We start from the raw sequence: 25,093 nt of genomic DNA on the forward strand, positions 1-25,093 counted from the left end.
CGGTCGAGGCCGGACGGCGACGACGGGGGGAGGTTGGCGGAAGCCAACCGGTCGAGGCCGGACGGCGACGACGGGGGTGAGGTTGGCGGAAGCCAACCGGTCGAGGCCGGACGGCGACGACGGGGGTGAGGTTGGCGGAAGCCAACCGGTCGGGATCAGGGATGTTGCCGGTGGTGTCCCCGGCAGTTGATGGTGTCCGGGGCGTGCCGGTCCCTCAAGGGCGCTCCTCCTTCGTCGTCGCGTCGCTGCGCGATGGCCCTTCGGGCCACCCTTGACCGACCGACCCGCCCCGGAGGCATTTTTTTCTGCCGGGGCCGCCCCCGGGGAATGACCCTGGAGGGACGAGCCGCAGAAGGCAGGATCACAGAGCCCGGTCCCCCGCCCCGGGTGCCCCTTTCGCCCACCGGCATCAGCCGACCCGTCGGCGGAAGCCGGTGGCTGGGACGTCACGAAACAACGCCCAGAGCATCATCGGGCGACAGGAGCGCCTCAGATCGCTACGTGGACGTCGTCGGCTCAGCGTCCTGCGGCCGTCAGGGGCTGGGCAGCGCCCCAGGTCGCTACATGTGCTCTCTTTGCCAAGCGACTGACCGCGTCGGGTGCGCAGCGCCCCAGACCGCCACACATGTCGACGTTTCAGCGGCCGCAGGACGTCCGGGGCGAACAAACGCGACAGACCGCTACAGGGCCCAGATGTCGATGTGCGAGGCGCGGAGCGGGCATGGCGCCTCTTCGCCCCGAGACGGCCGACGGTCGCGGAGAAGACAGGAACGCGCAGCGATCGGCGCGCTGCGCTGCCCGTGACGGGCGCTTGCCGCCGGACAAAGGACGCCCAAGTAGCGATCTGGGGCGCCGCCCAGCCCCTGACGGCCGACGGCCGCCAAGCCGGGGACGCCCACGTAGCGATCTGTCGCGCTCCTGTCGCCGGATGATGCTCTGGTCGTCGTTTCCTGCGGGTACGGCCTTCCCGGCCTCCGCCGACGGGTCGGCTGATGCCGGGAGGGCCGGATGTGGCCCCCGGAGCGGGGGCCAGGCCGTCTCGCTCCCGCCCCACAGGGCTCGTCCCTCCAGGGTCATTCCCCGGGGGCGGCCCCGGCAGAAAAAAATGCCTCCGGGGCGGGTCGGTCGGTCAAGGGTGGCCCGAAGGGCCATCGCGCAGCGACGCGACGACGAAGGAGGAGCGCCCTTGAGGGACCGGCCCGCCCCGGACACCATCAACTGCCGGGGACACCCCCAGCCCCACCCCTGATCCCGACCGGCCGGCTACCGCCAACCCCACCCTCGCCGTCGCCGTCCGTCCCGGACCCACCGCTACCGCCAACCCCACCCCCGCCGTCGCCTTGCGGCCCCCCACCCATCGGCTACCGCCAACCCCCACCCCCCGCCGCCGTCCGGTCCCCGACCGGTCGGCTACCCCCTCCGCCCTCCCCCACACAAAGAACGGCGCCCCCCGATGGGGGCGCCGTTCCCGTGTCCGCCGCGGCCGTCGTGCCGTCTACACCGCCGATTCCGGGGTGATGCGGCTGCGGACTGCCGACTGGACGTCCTCCTCCTCCGCCGGGTCCGCCGCCAGGCGGCGGAGGCGGGGGGCCACTCGGACGTCTGCGGTTTCGGCGTGGCGGGCCGCGACCTCGCGGGTGGTCTCCTCGCAGTCCCACAGGCACTCGACGGCGAAGCCCGCGGCGAAGGACGGGTCCGTGCCCGCCAGGGCGCGGGCCGCGCGGCCGCGAAGGTGGGACGAAGCGGTTTCGCGGTAGATGTGGCGCAGCACCGGGGCCGCGCAGCCGATGGAGAGCCGGCCCGCTCCGTCGACGAGGGCGTAGAGGCGGCGGGAGTCGGGTCCGGAGCCGCGGACGGTGTCGCGGAGGGCGCCGAGGACGAGGGGGGCGTCGTCGGGGCCGCCGTGGGCGGCGAGGAGTGCGGCGGCGGCTTCGCCGAGGGCGTCGGGGCGGTGGACCCAGCCGCGGGCCCGTTCGAGGGCGGCGGGTCCGCACATGCGCTCGTAGGCGGCGACGGCGGGCTCGTCGGCGGCGGCTTCGATGAGGTCGAGGACGGCGGGGTTCTCCGGTTCGGCGACGACCAGGTGGTGCAGGGCGGTGGCGCGGGCGGCGTCGCCGAGGGTTCCGGCGGCGGCGGCCAGGATGGTGCCGCGGTCCTCGGGGGAGGCGACGGCGGCGAGACAGCGCGCGGCGGGGACGTGCAGGGGGGTGCCGCGGCGCAACCCTTCGGCGGCCCAGTCGAAGACGGCGAGGACGCCCCAGCCGGGGCGCGGGCCGTTGGGGGTGAGCTGGCGCTGCCAGCGGTCGAAGGAGCCCTGGCGGCGTGCGGCGCCGAGGCGGGCGCCGTGCTCGGGGGTCTCCTCCCACAGGCACCAGGGCCGGGGCTCGTAGGCGTCGCGGACGGCGGCGGCCAGCCGCGCCTCACCCTCGGGGGTGTCGGGGAAGCGGGCGAGGACGGGCGCGGCGAGGGAGAGCAGTCCCTCGTCGTCGTCGCGCAGGGCGAGCTCGTCGAGGGCCCAGGCCCAGTTGGCTCCGGAGGCGGCGTAGCGGCGCAGCAGCATGAGGGCGTCGTCGCGGCCGTAGGAGGCGAGGTGTCCGAGGACGGACAGGGCGAGGCCGGTGCGGTGCTCGGAGTCGTCGACGAGGTCGTCGGCGCTGAAGAGGTGGCTTTCGATCTCGCCGAGGGGCCCGTCCAGGTCGAGGTACAGGCGGGCGTAGTAGAGGGAGCGGTTCTCGACCTGCCAGTCCTGGCGCGGGTCACGGAGCACGCACTCGTTGAGTGCCTGGAGGGCTTCGGGCCGGGGGGCCGCGAGGGCGTGCAGGGTGCCGTCGCCGCGGCCCCGCTGGAGGAGGCCGAGCAGGGTGCCGCTTGGCGCTATGACTGGTTCGAACATGGGAATGGCCTCACATCAAGCTGGGGACGCAACCGGGAATCGGGGTTCACAGGGCCGCGTAACAGCATGTGAGGACGTTCGCCGTCTTGTTCCGCTCGATGTAGACCATTGCCTTCTCACTCTCGTCGGTGCTTCGCGGCCTGGCGGCCGGTTCCGCAGGGATGGGGGTCGGACACGCTTCGTGTCCAGCCCCTCCTGCCCGTCTGCCGAGCTCACGAATCGAATCCGACGCCATGATGACCCAGCCGGTTTGTGTGCCGCGACCACATTTACGGCCGCCGTGACCAACCCGTGAGGTGGGCGGCCGGTCACGCCGTGCCAGGTCACGACCGAAAACGGACTACTTCGCTCCGAAGAGTTCGAGCAGGTCGGCCTTGGCGAACATGCGGGCGGTGTCCACGGCGGACGGGGTGCCGGCGCGCGGGTCGGCGCCGCCGGCGAGGAGCGCGCGGATGACGGCCTCCTCGCCCTTGAAGACGGCGCCGGCGAGGGGGGTCTGGCCGCGGTCGTTGGCGCGGTCGGCCTCGGCGCCGCGCTGGAGGAGGGCGGTGACGGTGTCGGCGTGGCCGTGGTAGGCGGCGAGCATGACGAGGGTGTCGCCGCGGTCGTTGGTGAGGTTGGCGGGGACGCCCGCGTCGAGGTAGGCGGCGAGCGTCTCGGTCTCGCCCTGGCGGGCGAGGTCGAAGACCTTGGTGGCCAGCTCGATGACGTCCTCGTCCGGGGCGCCCTGGGAGCCGCCGTCGGTGGGCTGGTGCTCGCTCATCGGTCGGTTGCCGCCTTTCGCTCGGGGTGCGGGTCGTGGTCGTGGCCCGCAGGGCGGCGCGGTGGGTGCGCGCCCGTACGGGTGAGCGCCAGCGTAGCGCCCCGACCTGCGCGGACGGGGGTGCGTCCGGGGTTCGGGCGGTGCGGGGCGGCCGTCGGGCACAGCGTCGGCGGCGGGTCTTCGCCAGCGGGGATGGTCCGGTCAAGTGAAAGAGCGACGAATTCACCCGGATGCACCTTTTATCGCATTGATACTTCCTGTGAGGTAGGGACAACTGATGGTGACTGTCCCCCACTCACCAGGAGAACTCACATGATCCTCTCCATCTCGGGCGTGGTCCTGCTCGGCATCATCGCGTTCCTCTTCTTCAAGAAGGACGGGATGAAGCTGTCGCACGCCTTCGTCTGCGCGCTGTTCGGCTTCTTCCTCGCCGGGTCCGCCATCGCGCCGAGCATCACGGCGAGCACGGCGAGCCTCGCGAGCCTGCTCGGCGGGATCAAGCTCTAGCCGCCCGCCCGCCCCGCCGCACCCGAACCACAGGAGACGACCGTGGCCCGGCTCCCCCTCCCCCGCTTCCCCTCCGGCGGCAAGCTGTCGGCGGCCCGGGGGCGCGACCTCGTCCGCAAGGCCGCCGACGGCGCCACGGACGTCCTCCATCCGCTCCTGGTCATCGGGCGCGGGCTGCGGATCCTGGCGGCCGCCGGGCGGGCCAGGTGGGCCGCGACACCGAAGGACAAGCGTGGTCCCGCGCTGTTCCTCGGCGCGGCCTGCGTCCTGGTCGTCGCGGTCGCCCCGTACGGGCCCGCCCTGGCCCTCGCCGCGCTGATGGCGGCGGCGGCCTGGCGGGGGCGGGAGCGGGCCCCCGTGCAGACGGGGCCCGCGCCCGCCGAGGCGGAGCGGCTCGGCTCCCTGTACGAGGCGCTCGTCCCCTACTTCTCCGTCCCCGAGGACCCCGAGCCGCTCTTCGCCCACGGGGCGGGCTGGGAGCGGGCGTTCAGCGACCACGCGTTCGACGAGTCGGGCCGTCTCACCCGGCTCCGGATCCGCTACCCGGCGTACTTCACCGACGGCGAGGCCGCCTCCCGGGCCCGTATCGAGACGCTGCTGCACGCGAAGTCGGGGCGCGGCCGGGAGTACCTGTTCGACTGGGACGAGGAGGGGAACCGGCTGGACCTGCGGGTGCTGCCGGCGCTGCCGACGGGGATCGCGGCGCAGCCGTTCGTCACCGCGCCCGGCGAGACCGTCCTCGGCTTCACGGACGCGGACGGAGTGCGGCGCACCCTGCCCGTTTCGGAGGACGGCGAGCAGCGCGACGTGCCGCCGGTCCTGTGGCGGACGGGGCCGCGCTCCACCGAGCCGCACCTGCTGGCGGTGGGCCACCCCGGCAGCGGTGCGTCGACGCTGCTGCGGTCGGTCGCCCTGCAGGCGCTGCGGCACGGCGGGAACGTGCTGGTCGTGGAGGGCGGCGGGACCGGGGAGTACGCGTGCCTGGCCGGGCGCGCCGGTGTGATCGCGGTGGAGGGCGGGCCCGCCGGGGCGCTGGCGACCCTGGAGTGGGCGGCGCACGAGACGGAGCGGCGGCTGATCGCCGCACACCGGGCGCGGGAGACGGGCGGCACGGTCTCCGAGGACGAGCGGCGGCCGCTGTGGATCCTGATGGACCGGCCGACGGTGCTGGCGCACCTGGCGGCGGCTGAGGGGGCGCCCGATCCGCTGGCGCGGCTGCAGGTGCCGCTGCGGCACGGGCGGGCGGCGCACGTGACGGTGGTGGTGGCCGAGCAGTTCGACCACCTGGAGCTGCTGGACGACACGGTGTGGCAGCACACGCGGGCGCGGGTGGTGCTGGGCGCGGTGTCGGTGCAGCAGGTGGCGGACGTGCTGGGGCTGCCGCCGCACACGACGCCGACGGCGCACGTCCCGCCGGGGCGGGGATACGTCCGGCTGGGGTCGGGGCCGGTGCACCGGCTGCAGGTGCCGGCCACCCCGGACCCGTACGACGAGGCGGCGCACCCGGCGCACCGGCAGGCGGTGCTGGAGCTGCTGCCGGGGCGGTCGGGTCCGGGCGGCCCGGGGCAGGTCCGGGCGCAGGCGCCGGGTCGGGCCCAGGGTGCGGAACCGGTGCCGGAGGCGGCCCCGTAGCCGCTCGGGCGGTTACGCGACGAACGTGCGGGGCGGTTCGGCCCCGCTGCCGCCGGCGCCGGTGCCGACCAGCCGGGCGGCAGCCGCGAGGCGGGCGGCGGCTTCGTCGGCGACGGGCCCGCCGACGGTGAACGGCAGCCGTACGTATCCCTCGAACGCGCCGTCGACGCCGAACCGGGGCCCGGACGGGACGCGTACGCCGACCCGCTCCCCCACCTCGGCGAGGCGGGAGCCGGAGAGACCGCCGGCCCGCGCCCACAGGGTGAGGCCGCCCTGCGGCACCTCGAACTCCCAGTCGGGCAGTTCCCGGCGGACGGCGGCGACCAGCGCGTCGCGGTTCTCGCGGGCCTGTTCGCGGCGCAGCGCGACGGCCTCCTCCCAGCCGCCGGTCCGCATGAGCCAGTTCACGGCGAGCTGTTCCAGGACGGGGGTGCCGAGGTCGGCGTAGGCGCGTGCGGCGACGAGGCTGCGGATGACGTCGGGGGCGGCGCGCACCCAGCCGATGCGCATGCCGGCCCAGAAGGCCTTGCTGGCGGAGCCGACGGTGATGACGGTGGAGCCGGCCGGGTCGTGGGAGCAGACGGGGCGGGGCATGTCCAGGCCGGGGTCCAGCCCGAGCTCGGCCATGGTCTCGTCGACGACGAGGACGGTGCCGGCGGAGCGGGCCGCCTCGACCATGGCGCGGCGCTGCTCGGCGGAGGCGAGGGCGCCGGTGGGGTTGTGGAAGTCGGCGACGACGTAGGCGAGGCGGGGGGCGGCGTCGCGCAGGACCTGCCGCCAGACGGCCAGGTCCCAGCCGGTGAGGCCGTCGGCCATGGCGACGGGGACGAGGCGCAGTCCGGCGGCGCGCATGAGCTGGAGGATGTTGGCGTAGGAGGGGGATTCGACGGCGATGCGCTCGCCGCGGCCCGCGAAGAGGCTGCAGATGGCGTCCATGGCGCCCATCGCCCCCGTGGTGACCATGATCTGCTCGGGCATGGTGGGGATGCCGCGGTCGGTGTAGCGGTCGGCGAGCATGCGGCGCAGGGCGGGGAGGCCGGCGGGGTAGTCGCCGTGGGTGTGGGCGTACGGCGGGAGCTCCTCCAGGGCGCCCTGGACGGCCCTGGTCAGCCAGGGCTCGGGGGCGGGGAGCGCCGCGCAGCCGAGGTCGATCATGGAGCCGAGGGATTCCGGCGGGAGGGGTTCCAGTCCGCGGGCGGGCAGCGGGTTGCCGGCGGGGACGGACGTCCAGCTGCCCGCTCCGCGGCGGGATTCGAGGAACCCCTCGCCGCGCAGGGCCTCGTACGCGGCGGCAACCGTGGTGCGGGAGAGGGCGAGCGCGGCGGCCAGCTCGCGCTCGGCGGGGAGGCGCGCGGCGACGGGCACGCGCCCTTCGAGGACGAGGAGGCGGATGCCGTCGGCCAGGGAGCGGTACGCGGGGGGCTTGCGCGCCCCCGGGATGCCGGGCCGCTGCTGCTGGGAGGTGATGAGCCGGGCGAGCTGGGAGGCGCCCACCGCCGAAGTCCACTCCGCCATGTCGTCGGTCCACTTTCGTCGGATTGGCCACCCCGGGTGCGCGGGCGGCCGGGAATTGGATCGGTCGCGGGGTCCAGCCTGCCATGCCGGTGCCGGCCGGGCCAGGGCCGGGGCGCGCCGGAGGCGCAGGCCACGGCTCCGGAGGGCGGCGGTCCGGGCTGCGGAGGGGGCATACTGCGGCGGTGACAGACGTACTCCTTCGCCACCCGTACCTCGACCACCCGGGCCCGGTCATCCCCTTCGCCCACCGGGGCGGCGCCGCGGACGGGCTGGAGAACACGGCCGCGGCGTTCCGCCGGGCCGCCGGTGCGGGCTACCGGTACTTCGAGACGGACGTGCACGCCACCGCGGACGGGAAGCTCGTCGCCTTCCACGACGCGACGCTGGACCGGGTCACCGACGGCCGGGGCCGCATCGCCGAGCGGTACTGGAGGGACCTGCGGGCGGTGCGGGTGGGCGGCAGCGAGCCGCTGGTGCTGTTCGAGGAGCTGTTGGAGGAGTTCCCGGAGGCCCGCTGGAACGTCGACGTGAAGGCGGAGTCGGCGCTGCATCCCCTGCTGAACCTGATCGCCCGGGCGCGGGTCTGGGACCGGGTGTGCGTGGGCTCGTTCTCGGAGGGCCGGGTGGCCCGGGCGCAGCGGATGGCCGGGCCGCGGCTGGCGACCTCGTACGGGGTGCGCGGCGTGGTGGGGCTGCGGCTGCGCTCGCTGGCGATCCCGGCGGCGCTGCGCGCGGGCGCGGTGGCGGCGCAGGTGCCGGAGACGCAGGGCGGCTTCCGGGTGGTGGACCGGCGGTTCGTGCGGACGGCGCACGCGCGGGGCCTGCAGGTGCACGTGTGGACCGTGAACGAACCGGAACGCATGGAAGCTCTCCTCGACCTGGGAGTCGATGGCATCATGACCGACCGGATCGACATCTTGCGCACGGTGCTGGACCGGCGCGGGGCCTGGGCCTGACGGCCGCGGGCGGCCGCGCCCGCGTCCGGCGGCCGTGCGGTGACGGGGACCAGCGAGGGGGCGCCCATGAGCGCGCAGACGGCAGACGGGGCGGATCCCGCCGCCGAGGGCGGCAGAGCGGCGGCGGCCAAGGCCGCCGGGCGCAAGCGCGAGCAGCAGGGCTGGTACTTCTACGACTTCGCGGTGTCCGTGTACTCGGCGAGCGTGCTCACCCTGTTCCTGGGGCCGTACCTGACGTCGGTGGCGAAGGCGGCCGCCGACGCGGAGGGGTTCGTCCACCCGCTGGGGATCCCCGTGTGGGCCGGGTCGTTCTTCGCGTACTCGGTGTCCGCGTCGGTGGTGCTGGCGGTGCTGGTGATGCCGCTGGTGGGTGCCTTGGCGGACCGGACGGGCCGCAAGAAGCCGCTGCTCGCGGCGGCGGCGTACACGGGTGCGGTGGCGACGACGGGGATGTTCTTCCTCGAGGGCGAGCGGTACCTGCTGGGCGGGCTGCTGCTGGTCGTGGCGAACGCCTCGCTGTCGGTGTCGATGGTGGTCTACAACGCCTACCTGCCCCAGATCTCCACGCCGGACGAGCGCGACGCGGTCTCCTCGCGGGGCTGGGCGTTCGGCTACACCGCGGGCTCGCTGATGCTGGTGGCGAACCTGGGCCTGTACCTGGGGCACGACTCCTTCGGACTGTCGGAGGGCATGGCGATACGGATCTGCCTGGCGTCGGCGGGCGTGTGGTGGGGGGCGTTCGCGCTGGTGCCGCTGCGCCGGCTGCGGGACCGTGCGGTGGTGCGGGACCCGGGTGCCGGGCCGGCGGTCAGCGGCTGGAAGCAGCTGGTGGCGACGTTCAAGGACATGCGGAAGTATCCGCTGACGCTGTCGTTCCTGCTGGCGTACCTGGTCTACAACGACGGCGTGCAGACGGTGATCTCCCAGGCGTCGGTGTACGGCGCGGAGGAGCTGGGCCTGGAACAGTCGACGCTGATCGCGGCGGTGCTGCTCGTGCAGGTGCTGGCGGTGGCGGGCGCGCTGGGAATGGGCCGGCTGGCCGGGCGGTTCGGTGCGAAGCGGACGATCCTGGGGTCGCTGGCGGCGTGGGCGCTGACGCTGCTCGCGGGCTACTTCCTGCCGGCGGGGACGCCGGGGTGGTTCTTCGCGCTCGCCGCGATGATCGGGCTGGTGCTCGGAGGCAGCCAGGCGCTGTCGCGCTCGCTGTTCTCCCAGCTGGTCCCGGCGGGCAAGGAGGCCGAGTACTTCTCGGCCTACGAGATGAGCGACCGGGGGCTGAGCTGGATCGGGCCGCTGGTCTTCGGCCTGACGTACCAGGTGACGGGCAGCTACCGGGACGCGATCATCTCGCTGGTGGTGTTCTTCGCACTGGGTTTCGTGCTGCTGGCGCGGGTGCCGATGCGGCGCGCGGTGGAGGCGGCGGGCAATCCTGTTCCCGACCGGATCTGACGTGGATCGGGACACGTCCGCGGTGGGGCCGCGGGGCGGCAGGAGGCCGGATGCGCATGCGAATTCCGAACGGATTTCGACGTGGCGGCGCGAGGCCGGTAGTGTACGCCTTTGGCCTGCCAGGCGGACCGTTACTGCGTGCCGCAGAAGTGAAGACGTTGGGTGACATCTGCTGCCAGATGTGACAAAACGGGCATTGGTGGGTACAACAAGGGGCGGCACGACGGGCGACGCATCACCCGGAGCGGGAATCTATACCGCCGACCGGACGTTGACCGGATGACGACGACAGCGACACCTGTCCTGTGGGCGACAAGCCCGGGAGGCACGATTCATGAGTGAGCGAGCTCTCCGCGGTACGCGGCTCGTGGTTACCAGCTACGAGACGGACCGCGGCATCGATCTGGCCCCGCGCCAGGCGGTGGAGTACGCATGCCAGAACGGACATCGATTCGAGATGCCGTTCTCGGTTGAGGCAGAGATTCCGCCGGAGTGGGAGTGCAAGGCGTGCGGCGCCATGGCACTCCTCGTGGACGGGGACGGGCCCGAGGAGAAGAAGGGCAAGCCCGCGCGAACGCACTGGGACATGCTCATGGAGCGGCGCACCCGCGAGGAACTGGAGGAGGTGCTGGCCGAGAGGCTGGCCGTCCTGCGTTCCGGCGCCATGAACATCGCCGTGCACCCGCGCGACAGCCGCAAGTCCGCCTGACGGCCGGACACGCAGTACGTACGACCCGAGGGGCCCCCGCCACACCGTGGCGGGGGCCCCTCGGGCTTGCCCGGCCGCGTCCGGATCCGGGGCGTGCCCGGTTCGGACGCGGCCGGTCAGGGAGTCAGCGGCGGGCGGTGGCCGGGGCCCGGCTCCTGCGGCGCGTCATCCCGGACCACCTCGCCCGGGACGACCTTGCCGTCGGGGTGGCGGATGCGGGCCTGCTGGAAGGCGTCGGCGAAGGTGCCGGCCTGCGCCGCGTTCATCCGGCGCTCCAGAGAGCGCGCCGTCCGCCGGCCGGCCCAGGCGCGGACCGGGGGCAGCAGCAACAGCAGCGCCGCCGCGTCGGATACCAGGCCCGGCAGCATGAACAGCAGGCCGGCCAGCATCGTCAGGGCGTTGCCCGAGCCGGGCCGGCGGCCCGCGGACGGCTGCGCGGCCTGGGCCTCCGGCGAGGCCTGGGCCTGCTGGAAGGTGTCGGCGAGGTTCCGGAAGGCGCGGCGCCCGGCCCGCTTGACCACCACGGCGCCGAGCACGATCCCGCCCGCGACGAGCGCCGCGACCGCCAGGCCGCCGGCGGCGTCCGCGACGAGGCCCAGCAGCCAGATCTCCAGGATCAGCCAGGCGGCGACCGCCAGGGGCAGGAACGTGCGGGCGGGCTTGCGCCGCCGGGCGGCGGCCGTCGGAGCGGGGGAAGAGCCGGTCATCATGGCATCCAGTGTGCCCGCAACGGCGTAAGTGCGGCCTCAACCGCAGGTCGGGGGCGTCCCCTAGGGGCCCGGCCGGGCCGGTCAGGAACCGCCCGGCCCCTTGCCGCGGCCCTCGTCGCGACCCCTTCCGTGCCCCTCGCCACGCTCCTTGTCACGGCCCTTGTCGAGGCCGATCAGCTTGGCGGCGTGCGACTGCAGCCCCCACTGGGTGACCCGCCACAGCGCCTCGACCACGATGTCCCGGCTCATCTTGCTGTCGCCGAACTCGCGCTCCACGAACGTGATGGGCACCTCCACGACCCGGAACCCGGCCCGCACGGCCCGCCGGGCCAGGTCCACCTGGAAGCAGTACCCGGCGGAGGCGACCTCCTTCAGGCCCAGCCCCTCCAGCGTCTCCCGCCGGAAGGCCCGGTAGCCGCCGGTCACGTCCCGGATCGGGACGTCCAGCATCAGCCGCGAGTACGTCGAACCGCCGCGGGAGAGGAACTCGCGGCTCTTCGGCCAGTTGACCACCCGGCCGCCCGGCACCCAGCGGGAGCCCAGCACCAGGTCGGCGCCGGCCAGCGCGGTGAGCAGCCGGGGCAGCTCCTCCGGCTGGTGGGAGCCGTCGGCGTCCATCTCCACGAGGACGCCGAAGTCGCGCTCCAGGCCCCAGGCGAAGCCCGCGAGGTAGGCGGCGCCGAGGCCTTCCTTGCCCTTGCGGTGCAGGACGTGCACGTGGTCGTCGCCGGCCGCGAGCTCGTCGGCGAGCTTGCCGGTGCCGTCGGGGCTGTTGTCGTCGGCGACCAGGATGTGCGCCTCGGGCACGGCGGCGCGCACGCGGGCGACGATCGGCCCGATGTTCTCCGCCTCGTTGAAGGTCGGGATGATCACCAAGGCCGTGCCGAGCGGCCCGTGGGCCCGCTGTCCGCCGTCGCCGCTCACTGGGTCCGCCTTCGTGTGCTCGTACGTCCTGTCACAGAGGACGACTTTAGAACAGTGGCCGGGCCCCGCGGTCCTTCGGGCCGGTCCGGGTGCCCGCGGCTGCGGGTCTTGCGTGACCGTTGTCTACTGGACCGCGGGGCCCGGCCGGGCCACCGCCGCCCGGCGGGCCTTCCGTCGCCCCCGAGGCGCGGGCGCGTCGGGCAGGGCGGATCAGCGCGGTGCGGCCGTCCGGTGGCGGGCCCGGCCGAACCTATCCGGGACGGGCCCGCCGGGCCGAGCCGCTGCCCGCGGGATCACCCCTGTGGCCGTACGAAAACCTCCCGGCCGCCGACGACGGTGGCCAGGCAGACGGGCAGGTCGCGGCCGGGCGTCAGGTCGGGCAGGCCGGGTGTGCCGGAGCGGGGGTCGGTGGACCAGCGGGCGACCCGGTCGTCGGGGGCCTGGACGACGAGCTCGCCGGTGCGCCAGACCGCGTAGTCGGCCGGTGCGCCGGGGACGAGGGTGCCCGCGCCGTCGCGGCCGAGGGCCCGCCAGCCGCCGCGCGTGTGCGCCGTGAACGCGGCGCGGACGGAGATGCGGTGCTCGGGAGTGCGGTGGAAGGCGGCCGCGCGGACGGTCCCCCACGGGTCGAACGGGGTGACGGGGGCGTCGGAGCCGAAGGCGAGCGGCACGCCGGCCTTGAGCAGGGCGGCGAACGGGTTCAGGGTGCGGGCGCGCTCGGCGCCGAGCCGGTCGGCGTACATGCCGTCCTCGCCGCCCCAGGCCGCGTCGAACGCGGGCTGGACGGACGCGGTGAGGCCGAACTCGGCGAAGGCGGCGATGGTGGCCGGGGTCATCATCTCGGCGTGCTCGACGCGGTGCCGGGCGGCGCGGACGCGGGCGAGGCCGACCCGGTCGGCGGCGGCGCGGAAGCCGTCGACGACGGCGGTGAGCGCGGCGTCGCCGATGGCGTGGAAGCCGGCCTGGAGGCCCGCCTCGGTGCAGGCGGCGACGTGTGCGGCGATCTCGGCGGCGTCCAGGTAGCCGGTGCCGGTGTGGCCGGCGTCGGCGTACGGGCTGTGCAGGCAGGCGGTGTGGGAGCCGAGGGCGCCGTCCGCGAAGAGGTCGCCGGCGGCGCCGACGGCGCCGAGGGCCTTGGCCTGCTCAAGGTCGCGGTCGGCCCAGTAGCCGAAGACGCGCGGGCCGGGCCGCTCGCGGGCGAGGTCGAGCAGGCCGGTGAAGTCCTCGGCGGAGGAGATGTCGGGGCCGCCGCACTCGTGGACGGAGCCGATGCCGAGGGAGGCGGCGTGGTCGAGGGCGGCGCGCTGGGCCTCGGCGCGCTGGGCGGGGGTGACGGCGGCCAGGGCGGCCCGGCGGACGGCGTGGTGGTCGTCGCGGGTCAGCGGCTCGTCGCCGCGGGAGGTGACGGCGGGCACGAGGTCCAGCAGGGCGGTGGTCGCCACGGCGGAGTGGACGTCGACGCGGCTGAGGTAGAGGGGGCGGCCGCCGGCGGCCTCGTCGAGCTCCTCGCGGCGCGGCGCGCGGCGCTCCGGCCAGCGGGCGGCGTCCCAGCCGTGGCCGAGCAGGACGCGGTCGTCGGGGCGGCGCCGGGCGTGCTCGCGGACCAGGCGCAGGGCCTCCTCCAGTGAGGCGGCGCCGGTCAGGTCCAGGCCGGTGAGGGCGAGGCCGGCGGAGGTGGTGTGGACGTGGGCGTCGGTGAAGGCGGGTGTGACGAGCGCCCCGTCGAGGTCGACGACCTCGTCGACGCCCTGCGCGAAGGCGTCGGCGGCGCCTTCGGATCCGACCCAGGCGACGTGGCCCCGTTCGACGACCATCGCGGTGGCGAACGGGTCTGCGGGGCTGTGGACCTCGCCGCCGCGCAGGAGGACGGTCCGGTCGGGGGCCGGCTGGGCGGGGGCTCCGGCGGCGTCGGCGGAGTGGGCGGTGCGGTCAGTCATGGGGACAAGTCTCGCCGCTGCGCTGCGGCGCCTCGACCCCGCCCCCGGCACGGCGGGGGCCGTCCGCGCCGGTGCGGCGGCGCGGGGGGCTCAGATGCGGGGCGGGCGGGCTTCGTAGGGGGTGGAGAGGACGACGGTGGTGCGGGTCGAGACGTGGGCGAGGGCCCGGAGGCGGCCGAGGAGGTCCTCGAGTTCGAGGGGGGTGGCGACCCGCACCTTGAGGATGTAGTTCTCGTCGCCGGCGACGCTGTGGCAGGCCTCGATCTCCGGTACGCCGGCGAGGCGCTCGGCGATGTCGTCGGGGGCGCTCGGGTCGAACGGCTTCACCGAGATGAAGGCCGTGAGTGGCAGCCCGACTGCCTCGGGGTCGACGACCGCCGCGTAGCCGCGGATGACCCCGCGCTGCTCCAGGCGGCGTACCCGCTGGTGGACCGCGGACGTGGACAGGCCGGTGGCCTTGCCGAGGTCCGTGTAGCTCATCCGACCGTCCCGCACCAGCAGATCCACGATCTGGCGGTCCAGCTCCTCCATTGCGCTCATAGCCGTTCAACCTACGGCCCGAGGGGGTCCCCGGCACAGTGCTGTCCGCCCACAAGTGGCACCTGCGGCGGGCATGTGACCAAAGCCACAAGGGTATGCCCTACTGCGGCGGGTTGTCGTGGTTACTCGTGCCGCGCGGCGGGAAGTGCTCCGTGTGGCCGAGGCCGAAGAACATTGCCCGCCCGGCCCACCCAAGGGGGAGTACATCCATGCAGAACACCAAGCGCGCCGGCCGCACCGAGCCGGAGCCCCTCGATCCCGGCGGTCCCGTCTTCGCGGACGACGCGGAGGGGTTCGACGACGCCGAGGGCTTCGAGGTCCGCCACGCGGTCTGCCCCGACTGCGGCCAGTCGATCGCCCTCGTCGCGGACGAGGAGCACCTGCCGGAGCACGCCCTGTGCCTGACGCCGTGGAACCCGTTCGGGCTCACCGTCTGCGCGGGCACGGGCCGGCCGGTCGGCGAGGCCCTGCCGGCGGCGGGCGCGGGGGCGCAGGAGTCCCCGGAGCTGGAAGTCGTCATGCTGGCGCTGCCGCAGGGCCTGGACTGGCGTACGCAGCCGTTCTCGCACGTCGGCGGCCCGGGGTCGCGGCCGGTGCGTCGGGCGGCGCCGGTGCTGCCACAGCGCAGCGGGCACGCCCAGGCGGCCTGATCCCGTCGGCCCGGGCCGCTGCGGCGCCCGGGCCGCCGGTTCTGCCGGTGACGACCGGTCAGGGGTCCGCCGCCGGGGACGTCTCGAACGGATCCCCGGGCGCCGCGTGCGATTACCGGTGCACCGGCGGCGCGTTGGTCCCCGTATGAGCGCACTCGACACCTCCGCGCCGAGAACGGGCCGGCGGCGGCACGCGGTCCTCCACCGCTTCGAAGAATCGGTTCGCCAACAGCAGCGGCAGCAGCAGCCGCCGCCCGACCCGCCGATCTACCGGGCCCTGCTGGACCACTGGACGGCCGACGGCCGCACCCTCCCGGGCCGCCCCGACCCGGAGTGGTCCCGCGTGGCAGGCTCCCCCATCTGGCCGACGGGGCCGCTCTTCGAGCCGTAACGCCGTGTCTACGGGCCGCCGGAGGGGCCTGAAGGGCCGCCGTCCTGGAACGTCTTCCAGATCGTGGCGAGCGCGACGAGCTGCGCCAGGAAGAAGGCCACCGAGGCGATGCGCATCTGGTAGACGTACGCGACGAGGCTGGCATTGGTCGACCAGTAGCGGCGTTCTCCCCGGAACGTCTGCACGTCCATTGCGAAGCCGGTGAAAGTCATGACCGAGGCGAACGTCGCGATGATCGCGACGACACCTCCCTCGTCCTGCCCGACAGCCCGGACGATGAGGTGACTGGTCAGCACGGGAACCGCGAAGACCGCGGCGACCCAGCACGCCTTCGTCGGCCCGCGCCGCCCGGGCAGGGAACGCCACAAGGCGCCGAGGACGAAGCCACCCATCACCCAGGTGACCTGCCAGGAGACGATGTTCGCAAGGATTGTCAGGAATCCGGCCGGCTCTTCCGTGACGAATACCCAGAATTCCCCGCTGACCGTCTCCTTCCAATACATGAGGCCCGTGGCGGGGAGACCTACGAAGCAGGCGATCATGGCACCCCTGCACGCATTCCCCCACCACGTGTCCATCGGCCCGCAGGCAAAGGGCAGGTCTGCCGGTCTCACACCTTCCGGAAGGGCATGGTCGAGCCGGTCGATCTCGGCCTCGATCGCCTCCTGCGCAGCGGACCGCTCGGACGGGGTACTGGCGCTGAGGCGGTGCAGCCGCGATTGCAACTCTCGGAAGTGGCGTGCAAGGCGCAGCACATCCGACCGGTCGGTTCGGGAGATGACACTTCCCAGGGGCGCGTCGCCAACGGACAGCTTGCCGAGAACGGAGAGGCGGGAACCGAGGGCCACGACTCCCCAGGCTGCCACCAGCACCAGGAGCAACCCCAGCAGGTACCCGGAGTATCCGAAATACCAGACCTCGCCGGCTGCAACGATACCGAAGAGGGAAATCAGGAGGAAACTCTCCGACTGAGTGGGAGTGAAAGATTCAGGCTCGAACTTCTCCCTCCGGCAGACGCGAAGTACGCCGATCAAAGCCAAGGGCGCAAGTACGGCCGAGAGGGATAGCAGGGAGTACAGAGCATCGCCCGGAAGCCGCACCCATCCAAAACTGAGCCACCATTTCCAGGCTTGTTCCTGCTCAGGGCTGTCCGGCTCGAGCAGCCAACTCACGCGCTCCCACGACCGATGGATCGCGATGTACGCCCACAGCGTCATCAACAGTGCTGTGGCAGTGGCTGAGGCCACCATGACCCACGCGGGCAACCGCTTCTCCCCCATCAAGAGCACGCGCTCAGCACTTGCGATCATTCCGAGGCAGCACACGGCGATCGCCGCCGTGTAGAAGACGCTCACCATCCAGTGCGACTTCAGGGGCGTGGCCACTTCAACGGTGGGCAGGATGGGAATTTCAAAGTACTGGGAGGTCACGTACAGGGCCACCAGCAGCCCGAAGAAGGCGCCCGCGGCAGCGAGAGCCTGCTTCTTCAGTCCACCGAACACGCAAAGGACGAGCCCCAGCGCGGCGAGGGTGAAGAGGCCTACTGCCTCCCCGTGATCCCCGGCGAGGCCCAGCAATCGTCTCATCGACCTGTTGGCGTCATCACCCAGATGGACAAGCAGACCGAACACGATCATCAGGAAGGCCCAGACACGCAAAACTCTCAGTGCATAGGCGTCCTGCGGCATGGGCTTGCGTTTCAGCCCCCCTCCCAGCCGTTTGCCGACTACGAGCAGCAGCACTGCCGTCGCCACGTACGAGAATGCGCCGGACGCCCCCTTGCGCCCCCACACTGCCCACGCGAGGTGCTCCGACTCGGCAACCGCGTTCCAATACTGCGCCGTCGGCTGGTGGAAGCTGACGCGAACTGCCGGTGCCGGTTGCTCGCCACGCCACGTGAGCACCGCCCCACCCTCTCCGAACTCCGGAGGAGGGCTCGCCGAAAGCGCCCCGGGTCCTCCGAGGCGGAGATAGACCTCCTCCCACCGCGCCCCTGCAATGTTCGGAGACGCCCGCAGGCGGATGAGCCATTCGTCGTCTTCCGGAAAAAGGACCCAGGGGCCGGTGTTGTACGGATTCACTGATTTGATCCATGTGACGGCCTCATAGTGAACCGCAACATGCTTGTCGTAAGCCTTCACGACGAGGGGCTTCAGGCGCCACTCGTAATCGTTATCCACCTTGTTCTCTTTGGTGGGATCCTTCCCCACCAGACACCGCAGCGCGTAGCGGTGGTCCGGTGAGTGCGCGTCGAGGAGGAGGTCGGAGGCGTGCTCCCAGCCTGCCGGGACGGTGATGTCCATGGTGCTGCGGAGCATGCTGTTGTCCGTGCCGCGGTGCTTGAATTCGGCCCCGGCCTTCACCGTCGCGCTTTTGAGCTGGTCCGGGCGGCAGGATTTCGCAGGTGCGGCGTGGGCGGGGGCCGCAGCGGTGGCGAGGGCGGGCAGCGTCAGGAGGAGGATGTGCAGCAGGATCAGCGCGGAGCGTCTGAGCTGGGTCACCCCGTCAGGATCTTCCCCGCTCGGCCCGGGTGGCGCCCCGCGACGCGGCACTGAGGGGGCGGGTCCACTCCGGCGGCCGAGGGCGGTTCACCCGGCGGGGCGAGGCCGCCGGCCCCCTGCCGGGGGCCGGACGGCCGGTGCGGTAGGGGGCCGGCGTGTCAGCGGGACTCGGGGCCGGCCAGGTGGCGGGCGATGACCACGCGCTGGATCTGGTTCGTGCCCTCGACGATCTGGAGGACCTTCGCCTCGCGCATCAGGCGCTCCGCCGGGAAGTCGGCGGTGTAGCCGTAGCCGCCGAGGATCTGGACGGCGTCGGTGGTGACGGCCATGGCGGCGTCGGTGCAGAACAGCTTGGCCATGGCGGCCTGCCGGGAGAACGGCTTGCCCGCGTCGCGCAGCCGCGCCGCGGCCAGGTACAGGGAGCGGCCCGCCTCGATCTTGGTCGCCATGTCGGCGAGCATGAAGCGGAGTCCCTGGAAGTCGGCGATGGGGCGGTTGAACTGCTTGCGGCCGAGCGCGTACGCGAGGGACTCGTCGAGGGCGGCCTGGGCGACGCCTATGGCGCAGGCGGCGATGCCGAGGCGGCCGGCGTCGAGGGCGGCGAGGGCGATGGTGAAGCCCTGGCCCTCCTCGCCGATGCGGCGGGCGTCGGGGACGCGGACGCCGTCGAAGTGGAGCTGGGCGGTGGGCGAGCCCTTCATGCCCATCTTCTTCTCGGGGGCGGCCGCCGAGAGGCCTTCCGCGTCGCCGGGGACGAGGAAGGCGGTGATGCCCTTGGGGCCCTCGCCGCCGGTGCGGGCGAGGACGGTGTAGAAGTCGGCGATGCCGCCGTGGGTGATCCACGCCTTGGTGCCGGTGATGACCCAGTCGTCGCCGTCGCGGACGGCCTTGGTGCCCAGGGAGGCGGCGTCGGAGCCGGAGGAGGGCTCGGAGAGGCAGTACGCGCCGAGCAGCCCGCCGCCGAGCATGGCGGGCAGGTGCGCGGCCTTCTGCTCCTTGGTGCCGTAGCCGGCGAGGCCGTGGCAGGCGAGGGAGTGGACGCTGACGCCGAGGCCGACGGTCAGGCGGGCCGCGGCCAGTTCCTCCAGGACCTGGAGGTAGACCTCGTAGGGCTGGTCGCCACCGCCGAATTCGCCGTCGTAGGGCAGGCCCAGCAGGCCGGACTCGGAGAGGAGGGAGAAGACGTCGCGCGGGAAGTGCCCGGCCTCCTCCTGCTCGGCGGCGGGGGGGCGGATCTCCCGCTGGGCGATCTCTCGTACGAGCGCGAGGAGGTCCCGGGACTCCTCGGTGGGCAGCTGACGGTCCACCGGCTGCGGGGCGCGGTCGTTCATGGCGGCGCTCTCCTCCCTCGTCGGGCACGGCGGCGACGCGTGAGGTGTGGGACGCGCCGCCGGGTATCGGTGCTCTCTCAGCCGATGGTGCCCTCCGGATCACGGAATGGGCAGCTCAGCGGCTGCGGCGGTGTGAGTATGCCCGATCGGGGGCGTCCCGTCACCGGGGCAAGATCATCACGATTTCCGAACGGCTGCCCGAGGGGAGCGGCAGCTGCGGACACTCCGGGACGAACCCCTCGGGGGCCGGAGCGGCCGGGCGGGCCGGGGGTCTCAGATGAGGCCGAGCTGGGTGACGAACATGGCGACGACCACCACGAGGGTCCAGCCGGCGACGTGCTCCAGCCAGGAGGAGTCGTCCTTGGGGCCGCCGGTGCGGGCGAGGTTCCGGGCGGGGGCGTGGGGGGCGGCGCTGTGTGCGGTCATGCCGTCCAATGTGCCAGCGTTTGCGGCTTTCGCGGTAGGGAGGAGCGGCAGGGGTGGCGCGTATCACGTCACCGGGCCCCGACCGGCTCGCGGTCGGGGCCCGGTGGTCGGTGCGCCGCACCGGCCGCCCGCGCGGGCGGGCGGGACGGCGGCCGGTCGGGCGCCGGTCAGCGGCCCCGTGCGCGCGGCGTGCGCTCGCGGCCCGCCATGGCGCTCATGGCGAGGGCGAGGAGCAGGGCGACGCAGCCGGTGATGACGTTGCTGACCACGCTGCGGGTGGTGTCGTTCTCGCCGGCGATGACCCACGGGGCCACGATCGTCCAAGCGCCGATCGCGACCGCCGTCCACGCCATGGCATGGGTGCGCTCGTAAGCGGAGCCGAGTCCGCTCATGCACAGGCAGTACGCCAGGCCGGCGATCAGGTTGTTCACCGCGAGGGCGGTGAGCACGCTGAATCCGGCTATCCACGGCGATGCCGCCAGGTATAGGCCGGCGATGAGGGCCAGCGCCTCGACGGCCTGGGCGGCCGGGGTGCTGGTGACCCGCTCGAACCGGGAGCGCATCTCGGCGAGGTCCGGGTGGTGTTCGATGCTGTGGGTGGTCATGGTGGGCCGCCTCCTGTAGAAGACTTATGCGCCCTTTATTCCCTTATGGTGCGCTTGTCCTTTCGCCAGGTCAACGGCCGCTTTCCCACCCGGGGTCACACCCCGGTCACAGCACCCCGACCGTGCGAAGGGCCGTGACCTGCGCCAGTGTCGGGCGGGTCGGCGCGTAGAGGTAGCAGACGCCGCCGGGTGCGGAGACGGCCTTGCCAGCTGCGTTGTACCGCTTGGTCCGCAGCCAGGCGTTCTCCCATTCCCGGCGGCGGTAGACCCTGCGGACCGAGGGGTTGTCCGGGGAGTGCGGGTCGTTGGCGACGACGTCTCCGGAAGCGGTCAGGCCGACGATCGTCATCAGGTGCCCGGCCGTGGCGTAGCCGGCGCCGGTCAGCTCGTCGGCGCGGAAGGACTGCGACGTGATCACCGGGATCCCGGCGCGGAGCAGCACCTCCAGGTCGCCGAGCGAGGACAGGCGGGTGACCACCGCCGCGATCCCGCCGTACGAGGCGGCGTACGCGGCGTTGAAGGGCCAGTTGCCGCAGCCCTTGTAGGCGTGGTCGTAGGTGGAGCGGGCCGCGTGGCAGACCTGCGGGTCGCTGTACGAGGGATCGACCCAGGCGAGGTCGGCGGGGGCGGGCCGCCTGTCCCAGAACTCCACGACCATCTGGGAGGAGGTCGGGCTGCACCACGCCTCGCCGCCGTTGTCGTACTCGGGATAGCGGCCGATGTGGACCTCCTGCGAGTAGCGCGGGACGGCCAGCTCCACCTCCTCCCCCGACGGGGCCGACGCCGGCACGGTGAAGCGGTCGGGCACGTCGGAGGCCATCGCACCGGCGAGCCCGACGGTCGGGCCGCGCCCCGAGCCGGGCTTGCGGTACAGGGTCAGGCGCAGCTGCCAGGCCGTGATGCGCAGGCCCGCGGCGCGCGCCGGCGCGTCGACGGCGAGGGTGTCGGTCCACACCGTGGACCGGCCGTCGGTCTGTCCGTCGACGGAGGTGCGGAGGATGTCCGCGTCGCCGGAGGCCCAGCGGCCCATCACGTACCAGGGGCTGGTGCCGCCGTCCCCGTACGTGGCGCGCAGTTCGATCCGGATCCAGGTGCCGGGCGGGGTGTGGGCGTTCCAGGAGGCGACGACCTCGGTCGCCGGGACGGCGGTGCGGTGCAGGGGCGAGGTCCAGACGGCGTGGTCCCAGGCGGCCTTGCGGCCGGTGTGCGGGTCGGTGTACTCGGTGCGGCCGGCCGGGACGTCGAAGGCCAGGTCCGCGCGGGTGCCGGGGAGGGCCGTGGTGCCCCGGTGGGTGCCGGCGCGCCAGTGGCCGCGGGAGAACCAGAACCGGTTGTCCACGCTCCGGCCGGCCGCCGCCGCGGCCGCGGGGGTGCTGCCGTGGCCGGTGCCGGGCGCTCCGGCCGTGCCCGCGGGGTCCGTCGGCTGCGCGGCCGCGGCCGCGGCCTGCGCCCTGCCGACGGGCACGGTCGCCGCGGCGGCCGCCGCGAGGGCGACGGCCAGCAGGGCCCTGCGTGGTGTGGGTGCGGTCATCGCGGACTCCCCCTGGGTTCGGTACGGCGGAAACGGTCCTCCACCCTTGCAGTTCCCCGCTGCCGCGCGTCGATGCCGCACGACGTGTCGGGGAGGAAGACCCGGCCGCCGGGCCCGGCCGTAGGCTGGCCGGGTGGAGTCACAGCAGCCCCTCGCGCCGCTCGCCCGGGAGATCCGTGCGCTGCCGCCCTCCCTCGGACCGGTCCGCCTGATCGGCATCGACGGGCACGCCGGATCCGGCAAGAGCACGTTCGCCGGGCGGCTCGCCGAGGCGCTGGGCGGCGCGCCGGTGCTCCACCTGGACGACGTCGCCACCCACCGGGAGCCCTTCGCCTGGCCGGACCGCCTGCGCGCCCAGGTGCTGGAGCCGCTCGCCGCCGGCCGGCCCGCCCGCTGGACACCGTACGACTGGGTGGAGCGCCGGTTCGGCCCCGTGCGGGTGCTGGAACCGGCCCCGGTGCTGCTCGTGGAGGGGGTGGGCGCGGGTCGGCGCGCGCTGCGGCCGCATCTGGCGCGGCTGCTGTGGATGGAGACCCCGCGCGCCGAGTCGTGGGGGCGCGGGCGTGCGCGGGACGGCGGGGGGCTCTCCGATTTCTGGGACGGGTGGGAGCGCGCGGAGCTCGCGCACTTCTCGGACGACCCTTCGCGCCCCTTCGCGGACACCCTGGTGCGCCAGAGCGGTACGGGATACGAGTGGTCTTCCGGGACGGCTGCGACCGCCGGAGGGACGGGTTCCGTCACCGAAGGTGACGGATTCCCCCAGGCCTGAGCGACCCGCGAAAACGGGTTGCGCGGCCCTGCCCCCACCCGCTTGACCTGGCCCCCGCAGCGGCCTTACGTTCTGAATACGCGGTCTTTCCAGGCCGCAGCGGACACGAAGCCCCCGATTGTTCCCCCGTGATCGGGGGCTTCGTTCTGCCCCGCGCGCCCCTCCGGCCCCCGCCGTGACCCCCACAGCACCGCGAAAACCTCACCCTGAGTCACCCCGCCCGGCGTGCGCCCCCCGGAGTGCGGTCGCCGCAGCACCCTACGGAAGGTGCGTCGCCGCAGGTACGATGCAGCCCTGATTTCATCGGCGCAGCGGACAACCGGTTTGTGCAGTGCGGGGGTTGCTGGGCACCACGGGGGCAGGCTTGTGGGGGATGTGATGGATTTCGGCATGCCGGGCAGCGCGCACGCCCCGGCCGAACTCGCCTGGCTGCGCGGGGTGGACGCCTGCACCATGGGCGCCTATCCGCAGGCCGAGGAGGAGTTCCGCACGGCCGTCCGGCTCGACCCCGCGATGGCCGACGCCTGGCTGGGCCTGCACGCGCTGCGCGTGGACACCACGAACGCGTTATTGCGCATGTACACCCACCGCGAGCGTTTCGGCGAGCAGCGGGCCCGGCACCGGCGGACCCTCAACTCCTGGTACTGGCTGGGCTGGTGGGTGCAGCCCGTGCTGGAGAGCCGCCGCGACCTGCTGCTGGCGCACGCCTCCCACTGGCTGGACGGCCGGCACGTGCCGGAGCTCGACCAGGCGCTGGCGGCCCTCCCGCCCGTGGACGCCGACCCGCAGGTGCGGTTCCTGCACGCCTGCCGCGCGTACCTGGTCAAGGACTGGGAGCAGCTCGTCCGGCACACCGAGCCGCTCGTCGACGACCCGCTCCTCGGAATCGAGGCGGGCCTCTTCGGGGGCATGGCCCGGGTCCGGCTGGAGATGTACGGGCAGGCCGAGCCGATGCTGGCCGCGGCGCTGATGCGCTGCCGCAGCGAGCAGCCGCAGCGCAAGGAGCTGCGGTACTGGCTGGCGCGGGCCCGCGAGGGAACCGGGCGCAGCGCGGCGGCGCTGCCGCTGTACCGGGCGGTGCACCGTGTCGACCCGGCGTTCATGGACACCGCGGCGCGGCTGACGGCGATCGAGGACAGCGAGGACTACGACGGCTACGCCGGGTACGCGGGCGCGGGCTGCGAGGCGTACGGCGGGCTCGGGGCCGCCCCGGGCGGCGGCGACTACGCGGCGGTCGTCCTCGGCGGCGGTCCCCCCGACGTCGGGCTCGTCGCGGACGGGCCCGCCGATCCCCTGGACCCGCTGTCGGCGGCGGAACCGCCCGAACCGCGGTACGGGGGCCCCGCCCCGGGGCGGCCGCCGGGTGTGCGGCGCAAGCCCGTCCTTCCGGCGCAGGGGCCGGCGGGCGTCCCACCGGCCGGGCCGGCAGATCCGGAGCTGCTCGCGCAGGCCCTCGCCGAGCTGGAGCGCATGGTCGGCCTGGAGCCGGTGAAACGGCAGGTCAAGGCCCTGTCGGCGCAGCTGCACATGGCGCGGCTGCGGGCCGGCCAGGGGCTTCCCGTCCAGCCCCCGAAGCGGCACTTCGTCTTCTCCGGGCCTTCCGGGACCGGCAAGACGACCGTGGCCCGCATCCTCGGCCGGGTGTTCTACGCGCTGGGCCTGCTCGGCGGCGACCACCTCGTCGAGGCCCAACGGGCCGACCTCGTCGGCGAGTTCCTAGGGCAGACAGCGGTCAAGGCCAACGAGCTGATCGATTCCGCGATCGGCGGGGTGCTCTTCGTCGACGAGGCGTACAGCCTCTCCAACTCGGGCTACAGCAAGGGCGACGCGTACGGCGACGAGGCCCTGCAGGTGCTGCTGAAGCGGGCCGAGGACAACCGGGACCACCTCGTGGTGATCCTCGCCGGCTACCCCGCCGGGATGGACCGGCTGCTGTCCGCGAACCCGGGGCTGTCGTCTCGGTTCACGACGCGGGTGGACTTCCCGAGCTACCGGCCGGCCGAGCTGACGGCGATCGGCGGGGTCCTGGCCGAAGCGAACGGCGACTGCTGGGATGCCGAGGCGCTGGAGGAGCTGCGCAGCATCAGCGGGCACGTCGTGGAGCAGGGCTGGATCGACGAGCTCGGGAACGGGCGGTTCCTGCGCACCCTGTACGAGAAGAGCTGCGCGTACCGGGACCTGCGACTGGCCGGCTTCGCCGGGGAGCCGTCGCGGGAGGACCTGGCGACGCTGCGGCTGCCGGACCTGATGCAGGCGTACGGGGAGGTCCTCTCGGGCCGCGGCCCGCACCAGGACCCCCCGCCGCTCTGACCGCCGGCCTCCCGGACGCGGGGCCGCCCCGGGGCCGTGCGGTC

General features: G+C 73.7%; 21 protein-coding genes. 9 read left to right on the forward strand and 12 right to left on the reverse strand.

Annotated elements, in window-relative coordinates; translation table 11 throughout:
* Positions 1-1,495 precede the first annotated feature (1,495 nt).
* Positions 1,496-2,893, reverse strand: coding sequence for a HEAT repeat domain-containing protein (locus IE170_RS30235; protein WP_189812669.1), 1,398 nt, complete (start codon positions 2,891-2,893; stop codon positions 1,496-1,498).
* Between the two features lie 340 nt (positions 2,894-3,233).
* Positions 3,234-3,656 (reverse strand): ankyrin repeat domain-containing protein, encoded by a 423-nt coding sequence (locus IE170_RS30240; RefSeq protein WP_189812670.1) that lies wholly within the window; start codon positions 3,654-3,656, stop codon positions 3,234-3,236.
* Between the two features lie 312 nt (positions 3,657-3,968).
* On the opposite strand from IE170_RS30240, the gene IE170_RS30245 reads away from it, so the two are divergent.
* Entirely contained in the window at positions 3,969-4,163 is a 195-nt protein-coding gene (locus IE170_RS30245) for a hypothetical protein (protein WP_030162614.1), read from the forward strand.
* Between the two features lie 42 nt (positions 4,164-4,205).
* On the forward strand, positions 4,206-5,795 hold the full coding sequence (locus tag IE170_RS30250; protein ID WP_229885293.1) for a hypothetical protein: 1,590 nt from the start codon (positions 4,206-4,208) through the stop codon (positions 5,793-5,795).
* Positions 5,796-5,807: 12 nt separating this feature from the next.
* Here the strand turns inward: IE170_RS30250 and IE170_RS30255 are convergent, their stop codons facing one another.
* Positions 5,808-7,310 (reverse strand): SCO1417 family PLP biosynthesis transcription factor, encoded by a 1,503-nt coding sequence (locus IE170_RS30255; RefSeq protein WP_189812671.1) that lies wholly within the window; start codon positions 7,308-7,310, stop codon positions 5,808-5,810.
* Positions 7,311-7,492: 182 nt separating this feature from the next.
* On the opposite strand from IE170_RS30255, the gene IE170_RS30260 reads away from it, so the two are divergent.
* The 3 genes from IE170_RS30260 to IE170_RS30270 all read left to right on the forward strand — a co-directional run bounded on the left by IE170_RS30260 (position 7,493) and on the right by IE170_RS30270 (position 10,424).
* On the forward strand, positions 7,493-8,266 hold the full coding sequence (locus IE170_RS30260) for a glycerophosphodiester phosphodiesterase family protein (protein ID WP_229885294.1): 774 nt from the start codon (positions 7,493-7,495) through the stop codon (positions 8,264-8,266).
* Between the two features lie 66 nt (positions 8,267-8,332).
* On the forward strand, positions 8,333-9,715 hold the full coding sequence (locus IE170_RS30265) for an MFS transporter (protein WP_189812673.1): 1,383 nt from the start codon (positions 8,333-8,335) through the stop codon (positions 9,713-9,715).
* A 334-nt stretch (positions 9,716-10,049) separates the two neighbouring features.
* Entirely contained in the window at positions 10,050-10,424 is a 375-nt protein-coding gene (locus IE170_RS30270; RefSeq protein ID WP_007262928.1) for an RNA polymerase-binding protein RbpA, read from the forward strand.
* A gap of 116 nt (positions 10,425-10,540) precedes the next feature.
* Here the strand turns inward: IE170_RS30270 and fxsA are convergent, their stop codons facing one another.
* From fxsA to IE170_RS30290, 4 genes are all read right to left on the reverse strand, one after another.
* Entirely contained in the window at positions 10,541-11,131 is a 591-nt protein-coding gene (gene fxsA, locus IE170_RS30275) for an FxsA family membrane protein (protein WP_189812713.1), read from the reverse strand.
* An 84-nt stretch (positions 11,132-11,215) separates the two neighbouring features.
* Positions 11,216-12,058 (reverse strand): polyprenol monophosphomannose synthase, encoded by an 843-nt coding sequence (locus IE170_RS30280; RefSeq protein WP_229885295.1) that lies wholly within the window; start codon positions 12,056-12,058, stop codon positions 11,216-11,218.
* Positions 12,059-12,351: 293 nt separating this feature from the next.
* A complete protein-coding gene (locus IE170_RS30285) occupies positions 12,352-13,995 on the reverse strand; it encodes an amidohydrolase (protein WP_189812674.1) in 1,644 nt (547 codons plus the stop codon).
* 90 nt (positions 13,996-14,085) lie between these two features.
* The gene (locus IE170_RS30290; RefSeq protein ID WP_162793337.1) at positions 14,086-14,526 is read right to left on the reverse strand and encodes an Lrp/AsnC family transcriptional regulator; all 441 of its coding nucleotides are present in this window, start codon (positions 14,524-14,526) and stop codon (positions 14,086-14,088) included.
* A gap of 218 nt (positions 14,527-14,744) precedes the next feature.
* On the opposite strand from IE170_RS30290, the gene IE170_RS30295 reads away from it, so the two are divergent.
* Both IE170_RS30295 and IE170_RS30300 read left to right on the forward strand, forming a co-directional pair.
* Positions 14,745-15,185, forward strand: coding sequence for a hypothetical protein (locus IE170_RS30295; RefSeq protein WP_189812675.1), 441 nt, complete (start codon positions 14,745-14,747; stop codon positions 15,183-15,185).
* 145 nt (positions 15,186-15,330) lie between these two features.
* Positions 15,331-15,576, forward strand: coding sequence for a hypothetical protein (locus IE170_RS30300; RefSeq protein WP_189812716.1), 246 nt, complete (start codon positions 15,331-15,333; stop codon positions 15,574-15,576).
* A gap of 8 nt (positions 15,577-15,584) precedes the next feature.
* Here IE170_RS30300 and IE170_RS30305 read toward each other — a convergent pair whose 3' ends face one another.
* The 5 genes from IE170_RS30305 to IE170_RS30325 form a co-directional block, all read right to left on the reverse strand.
* Complete coding sequence (locus IE170_RS30305) at positions 15,585-18,077, reverse strand: DUF6185 family protein (protein WP_189812676.1); 2,493 nt, start codon at positions 18,075-18,077, stop codon at positions 15,585-15,587.
* 158 nt (positions 18,078-18,235) lie between these two features.
* Complete coding sequence (locus IE170_RS30310; RefSeq protein ID WP_189812677.1) at positions 18,236-19,408, reverse strand: acyl-CoA dehydrogenase family protein; 1,173 nt, start codon at positions 19,406-19,408, stop codon at positions 18,236-18,238.
* A gap of 273 nt (positions 19,409-19,681) precedes the next feature.
* Entirely contained in the window at positions 19,682-19,834 is a 153-nt protein-coding gene (locus IE170_RS30315) for an SCO1431 family membrane protein (RefSeq protein ID WP_189812678.1), read from the reverse strand.
* Between the two features lie 167 nt (positions 19,835-20,001).
* Positions 20,002-20,439 carry an SPW repeat protein gene (locus tag IE170_RS30320; protein ID WP_189812679.1) on the reverse strand — a complete coding sequence of 146 codons (438 nt, stop codon included), beginning with the start codon at positions 20,437-20,439 and terminating at the stop codon, positions 20,002-20,004.
* Positions 20,440-20,545: 106 nt separating this feature from the next.
* A complete protein-coding gene (locus IE170_RS30325) occupies positions 20,546-21,970 on the reverse strand; it encodes a C39 family peptidase (RefSeq protein WP_189812680.1) in 1,425 nt (474 codons plus the stop codon).
* A 133-nt stretch (positions 21,971-22,103) separates the two neighbouring features.
* Here IE170_RS30325 and IE170_RS30330 point away from each other — a divergent pair, with 133 nt between their 5' ends.
* Together IE170_RS30330 and IE170_RS30335 are read left to right on the forward strand one after the other, a co-directional pair.
* A complete protein-coding gene (locus IE170_RS30330; RefSeq protein WP_189812681.1) occupies positions 22,104-22,739 on the forward strand; it encodes a uridine kinase family protein in 636 nt (211 codons plus the stop codon).
* A 378-nt stretch (positions 22,740-23,117) separates the two neighbouring features.
* Complete coding sequence (locus IE170_RS30335) at positions 23,118-25,049, forward strand: AAA family ATPase (RefSeq protein ID WP_189812682.1); 1,932 nt, start codon at positions 23,118-23,120, stop codon at positions 25,047-25,049.
* Positions 25,050-25,093: the final 44 nt, after the last annotated feature.

The organism is Streptomyces toxytricini (genome assembly GCF_014649915.1).
In the GTDB taxonomy this organism is placed as follows: domain Bacteria; phylum Actinomycetota; class Actinomycetes; order Streptomycetales; family Streptomycetaceae; genus Streptomyces; species Streptomyces toxytricini.